An 8,399-nucleotide genomic window follows, 5' to 3' on the forward strand; every position below is an offset into this window, starting at 1 on the left:
AAGGACGGAGTGTCAATTTATGCGTCGCGCGTATCGCGCGTGTATGTGCGTTGATTTATCTAAGTTACTGAATAAAAGTCGACTATAGAGCGGCCGTAGGGGCGCATATCCGTGCGGGAAAGCTCTCCGATTTTATCGGGCATCGATTTTTCTTCGGGCCGGTGCACGATGATCGTTCCGCCGCTTTTGCACATACCGTTTTCGGCAGCGGTTTTTATTAATTCCGCGTGAAACTTATACGGAAAGGGCGGGTCGAAAAAGATATAGTCGAAGCTGTTTTTACACCGTTTAATAAAATATTCCACGGGCATAAAATGGCATTTGACGACGATACCGAGTTCGCGTTCGACGAGGGCGACATTTTCGAGTATGACGGGGATTTTGATTTTATCTTTTTCGCACAGTTCGACGAGGGACGCCCCGCGGGATGCCGCTTCGATCGCTATAGTACCCGAACCGGAAAACAGATCGAGAAAGGATTTTCCGTCAAGACCGCCGAGTATCGCGAACACCGATTCGCGCATCCTGTCCATTGCGGGACGGATGACGCCTTTCGGACACTTGATCTGCCGGCCTTTTAAAACGCCGCCCGTTATGCGCATGATCAGTTATCCGCGTTGAGCGACCGATAGATGTCGTCGTGTTCCAGCGCTTGATTTTTTTGCGCAAAGTCGAATGCGCGAAGGCCGGATGCCGTGCGCGCCGAAGGAAGAGCACCCGATTCGAGCAATGCTTCGATGACGGCTGTAGACCTTGCTGCAGCGGCTGCATACATAAGAGGAGTTTTTCCTTCCCAAAATGCATTGATCGGCACACCCTTATCGACAAAGCACCGGATTTTTTCACATTGGACGGCGAGGGGTACGTTTGAAGATGTGATCGTATGAACAAACGCTTTTACGGTTTCGCTTTCGGTTGCAGAATACGAATCGAGGAGCAGCGAAACGACGTCGGGATTTTCCGAGTATTCGGCTGCGATCACGAGAGATGACACGCCGTAGGAATTTTTTGCGCGGACGGAAGCCCCCGCATCAATGAGTATACGGGCGAGATCGGGATCGTTTTGCGTTCTCACCGCATACATGAGCGGTGTCCAGCCTTCTTTGTCGCGCGCGTTTACATCGGCACCGCTTTTAATCAGAGTACGGGTAAGATCAATACTCGCGCCTTTTATCGCGAACATAAGCGGCGTAACGCCTTTTTCATCCTGCATATTGACATTTTTAATAATCGTCTCGCTTTGCACCGTGTCGGCCATAGCTTCTTCGGCATCGGAGGGCGACTCGGCGTAATCGTATAAAAAGGTTTTGCCGTGTGATGCCGAGGGACGAACAGCGGGAAGTGGAAGGGCAGGCGGCGGCAGCGGAACGGCTGCATCCGCTTCGGCTGCTGCGGCGCCCGCCTGTTTTTCGGGCGAGGAGTTTTCGGAAGCGGCATCCTTTACCGCATCGGGCGAAGCTTCAGCGGTTTGCGTTTCGGAAAGCGCTTTCTCATCTTGCGCTTCGGTTTCCGCAGTGTTTTCCGTCGCCTCAGAAACGGCTTCCGTACTTTCTGCCGGTCGCTCGATATTTGCCGCAGCGGAAAGGAGCGGTACACCGCCTTCTGTCGTTTGCTCCAGCAGGGCGATATCGCTTTCGTTCAGATACGATGCGACGATTTCCCGGACGGCGGGATTCGTTTCCGCATATGAGGCAGCGTATCTGCCTTTTTTATCGCGCGTCATAAGACGCTTGTGTATTTTTTTTTCGGATGCGCGACCCGAACCGAGAATGCGGCGAAATGTGCTCGGGGCGCTGCAGTATTCGCACGCGTATGAAACGGCAGTCCGCTTTTCCCGATTCTTTTGATCGGCACCGATGCCCGCTTTGAGCAGCACGCTGATGATATCTTCCTCCCGATCGTGTATGATCGCCGTGATGAGGAGATTGTTTCGTTCCTTTCCGATCGTACGGGTAGGCGCGTCTCCGTCGAATAAAAATGCGCGTTTGATTTGCTTCGCCGTGCCGCTTTGCATGAGATCCGGATATGTGTCGGACGCGGCGGCGGCAAGCGAAAAAAATGCCATGACGAAGAGAATTCGGAAAAATACTTTCATATCGATAAGTATACACGATTGACCATTTTTCATCAATCTGATAATATAATAAAACACCCCTTGGAGCTTCGTATGAAGTTCCCAAATGTCCACAAGGAGATACCATGCGAAAATACGAACTGATGACCGTTTTCCCGCTCGACGAGGAAAAGTCAAAAAAAGGCGCTGACGATGTCCGCAGCGTTTTAAATGAATTCGGAGCCGAAATCGAAAAAGAAGAACCCTTCGGCGACCGCGATTTAACCTATGAAATCAAAAAACAAAAACGGGGACGCTTTATCCTGTTTACGATGAAGCTCAATCCCGCAAAGATCGTCGAAATCAACAAACAGTTCAAACTCAACACGAATATGCTCAAATACCTGTTTGTAAAGCTCGACGAAAAAGAAGCGAACTGAGGGTCGATCCCGCTTTCGGAGGCTGCAGTATGACGGATATGAATCATGTATTTTTGATCGGGCGCTTGACGAGAGACCTCGGCGCGGACGAACGCTCTTTTGCGTATGTCGGCAACGGTCAAATGGCTCGGGCAAATATCAGCATCGCCGTCAACCGAAGCAAAAAAGAAGGCGAGCAGTGGGTCGACGAAGTCAATTATTTCGATATAACGATTTGGGGACGGACTGCCGAAAACCTGAAACAGTATCTGCTCAAAGGAAAGCAGATCGCCGTCGACGGTTATCTGAAGCAGGACCGCTGGCAAAAGGACGGACAAAACTTCAGCAAAGTCGTCGTCGTTGCGAATTCGGTACAGCTGCTCGGCGGAAAATCGGAGGGCGGACAAGCGTCCGGGGGTGCTCCGAGATTCCAACCGAAAGCGCCGTCCGAAAAGACGGGACAGTACGGCGCTTCATCATCGCCGACCGATGACGGGTTCCCCGAAGATATTCCTTTTTAATGTAATTGGAGATTATAATGGCAGACGAATTGAATAACGAAAGCGCAGCCGCTGTTTCGGCTGAAGAAAAGATGAACGCAGCCGCTCTCGATACAACGACTATGAGCGACGACGAGGCGGAGGAAAAAGGAGCGGGAAGAAAGGGCGGAAAAACTTATTTCCGCAAAAAAGTGTGCCGCTTTTGTGCGAACAAAACGAAGATCGACTACAAAAACGCGGACAGCCTGCGCCGCTATATGACCGAACGCGGTAAAATTCTTCCGCGTCGTATCACCGGTACCTGCGCAAAACACCAGAGAGAACTTGCAGCGGCTATCAAACGCGCGCGCAATATCTGTCTGTTGCCCTACGTAGCCGACTGAAAAACTATTTAATTGATCGGGTATGCGATCCGACTCCTGGTGACGCGCTCGAACGATACAAAGTGCCGCCGCAGCCGAACTCGTATAGAGGCGGTGCAATACCATTTTTAAGAGGAGCTTGAACATGAAAGTCATTTTGAACACGGACATTAAAACGCTCGGAGAAGAAGGAGACGTCAAAAACGTCGCCGACGGATATTTCCGAAACTTTTTGCGTCCGAGAAGACTTGCCGTACCGTATAACGACGCGACCGTCGCGTTCTTTGAAAGCCGCAAAGCCGAAATAGAAGCGCGCAAAGAGCAAAAGCGCAAAGATTCGGCGAGCCTCAAAGAAAAACTCGAAGCGTTGCATTTGGAGATCACGATGCCGGCAGGCAAAACCGGAAAGCTTTTCGGTGCGGTTTCCGCCCAAGTCATTTCCGACCTGCTTGCAAAGAACGGATTTGAAATCGAGCGCAAACGCATCGAAATTCCGGGCGTTTCGATCAAATCGGTCGGAAACTACCACTTCACCGTAAAACTTTACGAATCGCAGACCGCTCAGATGGTCGTTTCGGTAAAGGGCGAAGAGAGCACCGAAGTGAAAGACGCTGCCGACGACGGCAAAGCGAAAAAGGCGAAAGCCGAAAGCGCAGGTGAAAATTCCGCAAACGAAGGTGCGGAAGCGGTCGCAGCGGAAACTTCCGAAAGCGTTTCGCAGGAAAGCGCGCAATCGGACGGAGCCGAAGCGTAATTTTCCGTCCGGATACAACGGGAATGCGGCTGTCTGAAAAGCCGACCGGCTTTTGAGGCAGTTTTATCTCGTTTTTAATAAGCGAATATTGAGCGGATTGCGGCGAAGGCCGGTGCGTTCCCGAGGAGCGGCCGGCTTTTGCCGTCTAAAGAGACAAAGCTGTGGATATCTTGGGGATAATCTGTTGAAAGCGTGTGGAGAAAACTATGGCAGCTGCGATGTTAAAAGATAAGATTCCGCCGCACAATGCGGAAGCCGAACAGGCTGTCCTCGGCGCGCTCCTCCTCGATTGGAACGCCGCGACGGATATCGTTACGATTCTCCGCGCAGACCGCTTTTATTCGCTCCAAAATCAAATCATCTATCAGGCGATGCTGTCGCTTTTGCAGCAAAATATCAAAGGCGATACGCTCACCGTTATCAATCAGCTCACGAAAGACGGCAGCCTCGAAAAAGCGGGCGGGGCGGCCTATATCGCCGATTTGACGGGCAAAGTGCCGACGAGCGCAAACATCGAATACTACGCCGACATTGTCCTCGACTGTGCCTATCGCAGGGATCTTATCAAAATCGCATCGGAAATGCACGCTTCTTCGTTCGATGAAACGCACGAAAGCATTGAGCTCATCGAAGAAGCGGAACAAAAGATATTCGCGCTTTCGCAGCGCAACGAAACGACAAAGATCCGCAGCATAAACGATGTGCTCGCCGAAACGATCGAGCTTATCGATAAGCGATACAAGAGCCGCAATCAGTTTACCGGCGTGCCGTCGGGATTTTCAAAGCTCGACACGATGACAAGCGGTTTTCAAAATTCCGAATTCATCGTCATAGGCGCGCGTCCTTCCATCGGAAAAACCGCACTTGCGCTGTCGATGATGGAGTACATCGCCGTCGACCAGCAGATCCCGTGCGGATTTTTTTCACTCGAAATGTCGTATGAACTCATCGGCCAGCGCCTGCTTTCGCAAGTGTCGCGCATCCCGGGCAATAAACTGCGCTCGGGCTTTTTGCAGATGCAGGATTTTCAGCGCCTCCAAGACGCGGCTGGCCGTTGCTATAATGCGCCGCTTTTTATCATCGACACGCCGAATATGAAGCTCCTCGATATCCGCGCGATGGCGCGCCGCCTCGTCGCCAATCAGGGCGTCAAAATCATCTTTATCGATTATATCGGACTCATCGTCACGGAAGACAGGAGCGCGCCCGTATTCGAACAGGTAGCGGAAATTTCAAAATCGCTGAAAGCGCTGGCGCGCGAACTTACGATCCCGATCGTCGCGCTTTCGCAGGTTTCCCGCGATGCCGAAGGCAATGAGCCGACACTCGCTCAAATCCGCGGTTCGGGCGCGGTCGAACAGGACGCCGACGTCGTCATATTCATACACCGCGACAGAAAGCGGGACGATCCTTATGAACCGCAAGAAGCGAAGCTCATCGTCGCAAAACAGAGAAACGGCGCGACGGGCACCGTCGAAATGATGTTTATACCGCCGTGCGCAAAATTCGAAAACAAAGCCGATCATTGAACGGAAAGAGCTGTCGCAAAAGTCGGTTACTTTTTGGACAGCCATAATTCCGAATCTCTTTTCGGAATTCGATATAGCTTCACACGACCCCGATTCCGAATTTCTTTGCAAAACTCGAAATCGACTCGTTACAATTCCGAGTTCCGCTTTACACAGTTCCGCTTTATTTTTTCTGCGGCGGCAGCTCGGATAAATCGCTTTTTGCAAGCAGTTTGATCCTGCCGTTTTTTCCCGTCACGACGATCGCACTGTCGGAAACGGAAACGGGCGAACTCTCCATGAGCGGCACTTTCGATTTCAAAAGCAATTTCAGCGTTTCGTCGTACTTTGCCAACACCCAATCGTTTCCGTCGCGGATAATGCAGTAGTAGTCTTTGCCGTCCCGAGCGAGCACGGAGTTTTCGGAAACCGTTTCATCGCTTTCCTTCGTGATTTCCATATTGACCGGATCGAGGATGACGAGCTTTACCGTACCGTTTCCGGCATTTTTTCCGGCGATCGCAATAAAGCCGCCGCCTACGGAGTAATAAGTCCTGTCGCGGATAAAGGTGACGGGGGAAGCGTGAATGACTTCGCCCGTCTGCGAATTGACTTTAACCAAACCCGAAAGGAGTTCTTTTTCGTCGGTGAGCTGCATACCGTATACGGCGCCCGCTCTCGCATTTGCAGCATCGCGCTCGATAACTTCCTGCTGATCCTTTGCGATTTCCTTGCGCTCCTGCTGCGCTTCGGTTTCTTTTTTATCGGCTCGAGCCTGCGCTTCGGAAGCTTCGTCTTTTGCCTGCTTCGTACGCTCAGCCTGTTCGTCGGTTTTCTTTTGCTGTTCGTCCGCCGCCCGCTCTTTTTTATCGGCGTCGGCCTGCGCTTTTTTGTCGTTCGGATTTTGCTCCGCTTTTTCGCGCGCCGCTTCCGCTTCCTTCTGCGCTGTTTCGTTTTTTCTTTGCTCTTCGTCGAGCTTTTTCTGTTCCTCGGTCGCGCGCTTTTGCGCGCTCTGTGCCTGCTCGCTCGCATTGTCGGCTTCGCGTTCTTTGATGTCGACCATCTGCTTGCGGCTTTCGATGTTCCGGTCGTCGTCTTCTTTCATCGATTCGACGACCTTTTTGTCGCTGATCGCCGACGTGTCGACCGTGCTTAAGCCTCCGTTTACGTCATTAAGCGGGATGACGATTTGACTGCGGCCGGGCCATTCGTCGTATCTCACCGAAAGACCGCAAATCTTTTCGGTGAGATTTTTCGTGACGATATTTTTATAGCGCGATTTGAAATAATCGATATTGGTGCGGTAGACCGCGTTGTACACCGTTATAAAAACCGCAAGCGTATCGGCATCCCGTTCGGAATAATTATACGCCGCCGAAAGATAGGCCGAAATGATGCGTCGAAGATTGACGATGTGATCGACCGTCGCGTTTTTTCCGATAAAAAAGATATCGGCATCGAGCTTGCCTTTTTCCTTCGGGTCGACGGCGTGGATGACATAGTATTTTCCGCTGTCGCCTGCCGTCATATACGCATCGCGCGAACGGGCGATGATGCGGCCGGATGAAGAGCCGATCGCTTTGATTGCCGAAAGCGAATCGATCCGCGCGTGCGGTCCGACGTAGTTGATAAATTCGATAGTATCGGAAACGCTCTTCAGTTCGGGTTCGTTTACCTGAGATGCGAGCGCCGATGTGAAAAATACGGCGCACGCAAAAGCCAGAGCGATTTTAAAAACAAAGCGATTGTTCATCGGTATTCCTCCGCGATTGATACGGTTATATATCGGCATAATTATAGCACAGGGCAATTATTTTTGCTATCGTAAAAGCGCGCATTCGCAGAATCAATTTCATATCGATTGACATAACCGGCACGCGAAGAGTAAGATGATGAGCGTAAATTTCTGAAAAATAACAGCGAGGTTCGTATGAAAAAAGCGACGGCTCTGGCGGCGGTTTTGTTTTTGGCGTTTGTAACATCTGCGTTCGGCGACGACGGTATGCAGATAAAGATAGACAACTATTCCATAACGATCCCTTCGCTTTGGCTCGCACAGCGGACGGATTCCGCGACCGTGTTTATCCTGTATTCGCCGCTTGAAGAAAACGATACGTTTCAGGAAAACGGCAATTTGACCGTAGAAAAACTTCCGTCAAAATATTCGGTAAAAGCATATTTAAAAGCGGGAAGGGAAGTGCTGAAAAAGCTTTACGCGAATTTTAAACTCATCGAAGAAGGCGCCGATTATCAGATATTTTCAGGCGAGCTCAACGGGATCGCTTTGCAGCAGATGCAGTTCGTGTCGATCAGCGGAACCGAAGCGTACGTATTGACTTTTTCTTCGACTCCCGAAGATTTCGACCGCTACGCTGATACTTTTAAAGCAATTTACGGCACGTTTACGTATTGAAGGAAACCGCCGAGCGGCTTCGGATGCCGAAATGCGAAAAAAGATTTTTTATGTAATCGGTTCGTGTGCTTTTTTATGCATACTCTTTTTAGGTATGCAAAATTGCGGCATAATACCTTATCGTAAAACGATCCGCGCGGATTACGAAAATGAAAAATTGATATTTTATAAATTTCGCACCCGTAGAATGTTCGGCTTAAATTTAAAAACGGACGCGAATCTCTCAATATTTATAGAAGCGGCACATTGTAAAACGAAATACAGGATATTCAATAACTATGAGAAAAAAATAATGTTAACGAATTCCGAAAACATATTTTTTGACGAACTCATAAAACTTTGTAAACAATATGATGAAAGTAAAATTTATATACTGAATAGCGTATGTAC

The 8,399-nt window shown here is 50.1% G+C and carries 9 protein-coding genes; 6 read left to right on the forward strand and 3 right to left on the reverse strand.

Annotated elements, in window-relative coordinates; translation table 11 throughout:
• Positions 1–59: 59 nt before the first annotated feature.
• A complete protein-coding gene (rsmD, locus tag JSQ97_RS09835) occupies positions 60–602 on the reverse strand; it encodes a 16S rRNA (guanine(966)-N(2))-methyltransferase RsmD (protein WP_205075894.1) in 543 nt (180 codons plus the stop codon).
• Positions 603–604: 2 nt separating this feature from the next.
• Positions 605–2,095, reverse strand: a complete 1,491-nt coding sequence (locus tag JSQ97_RS09840) for an ankyrin repeat domain-containing protein (protein WP_205075895.1) — start codon at positions 2,093–2,095, stop codon at positions 605–607.
• 104 nt (positions 2,096–2,199) lie between these two features.
• Here JSQ97_RS09840 and rpsF point away from each other — a divergent pair, with 104 nt between their 5' ends.
• The 5 genes from rpsF (at position 2,200) to dnaB (ending at position 5,617) form a co-directional block, all read left to right on the forward strand.
• Positions 2,200–2,493 (forward strand): 30S ribosomal protein S6, encoded by a 294-nt coding sequence (gene rpsF, locus JSQ97_RS09845; protein ID WP_187383852.1) that lies wholly within the window; start codon positions 2,200–2,202, stop codon positions 2,491–2,493.
• Between the two features lie 29 nt (positions 2,494–2,522).
• Positions 2,523–2,993 carry a single-stranded DNA-binding protein gene (locus JSQ97_RS09850; RefSeq protein WP_187383853.1) on the forward strand — a complete coding sequence of 157 codons (471 nt, stop codon included), beginning with the start codon at positions 2,523–2,525 and terminating at the stop codon, positions 2,991–2,993.
• A gap of 101 nt (positions 2,994–3,094) precedes the next feature.
• Positions 3,095–3,355 carry a 30S ribosomal protein S18 gene (gene rpsR / locus JSQ97_RS09855; protein ID WP_231364258.1) on the forward strand — a complete coding sequence of 87 codons (261 nt, stop codon included), beginning with the start codon at positions 3,095–3,097 and terminating at the stop codon, positions 3,353–3,355.
• 124 nt (positions 3,356–3,479) lie between these two features.
• Entirely contained in the window at positions 3,480–4,088 is a 609-nt protein-coding gene (rplI, locus tag JSQ97_RS09860; RefSeq protein WP_205075896.1) for a 50S ribosomal protein L9, read from the forward strand.
• Between the two features lie 206 nt (positions 4,089–4,294).
• Entirely contained in the window at positions 4,295–5,617 is a 1,323-nt protein-coding gene (dnaB, locus tag JSQ97_RS09865; protein ID WP_205075897.1) for a replicative DNA helicase, read from the forward strand.
• Between the two features lie 163 nt (positions 5,618–5,780).
• Here dnaB and JSQ97_RS09870 read toward each other — a convergent pair whose 3' ends face one another.
• On the reverse strand, positions 5,781–7,349 hold the full coding sequence (locus JSQ97_RS09870; RefSeq protein WP_205075898.1) for a P83/100 family protein: 1,569 nt from the start codon (positions 7,347–7,349) through the stop codon (positions 5,781–5,783).
• Between the two features lie 177 nt (positions 7,350–7,526).
• Here JSQ97_RS09870 and JSQ97_RS09875 point away from each other — a divergent pair, with 177 nt between their 5' ends.
• Positions 7,527–8,009: a hypothetical protein gene (locus JSQ97_RS09875; RefSeq protein WP_205075899.1), complete on the forward strand. Its 483-nt coding sequence runs from the start codon at positions 7,527–7,529 to the stop codon at positions 8,007–8,009.
• The last annotated feature ends 390 nt before the right edge of the window (positions 8,010–8,399 follow it).

It is taken from the genome of Treponema sp. Marseille-Q4523 (assembly GCF_016901105.1).
Taxonomy (GTDB): domain Bacteria; phylum Spirochaetota; class Spirochaetia; order Treponematales; family Treponemataceae; genus Treponema_D.

Excerpts from the sequence above, each read along its gene's own strand:
- rsmD (WP_205075894.1), bottom strand. The coding sequence starts at position 602 with ATGCGCATAACGGGCGGCGTTTTAAAAGGCCGGCAGATCAAGTGTCCG.
- JSQ97_RS09840 (WP_205075895.1), bottom strand. The coding sequence starts at position 2,095 with ATGAAAGTATTTTTCCGAATTCTCTTCGTCATGGCATTTTTTTCGCTT.
- rpsF (WP_187383852.1), top strand. The coding sequence starts at position 2,200 with ATGCGAAAATACGAACTGATGACCGTTTTCCCGCTCGACGAGGAAAAG.
- JSQ97_RS09850 (WP_187383853.1), top strand. The coding sequence starts at position 2,523 with ATGACGGATATGAATCATGTATTTTTGATCGGGCGCTTGACGAGAGAC.
- rpsR (WP_231364258.1), top strand. The coding sequence starts at position 3,095 with ATGAGCGACGACGAGGCGGAGGAAAAAGGAGCGGGAAGAAAGGGCGGA.
- rplI (WP_205075896.1), top strand. The coding sequence starts at position 3,480 with ATGAAAGTCATTTTGAACACGGACATTAAAACGCTCGGAGAAGAAGGA.
- dnaB (WP_205075897.1), top strand. The coding sequence starts at position 4,295 with ATGGCAGCTGCGATGTTAAAAGATAAGATTCCGCCGCACAATGCGGAA.
- JSQ97_RS09870 (WP_205075898.1), bottom strand. The coding sequence starts at position 7,349 with ATGAACAATCGCTTTGTTTTTAAAATCGCTCTGGCTTTTGCGTGCGCC.
- JSQ97_RS09875 (WP_205075899.1), top strand. The coding sequence starts at position 7,527 with ATGAAAAAAGCGACGGCTCTGGCGGCGGTTTTGTTTTTGGCGTTTGTA.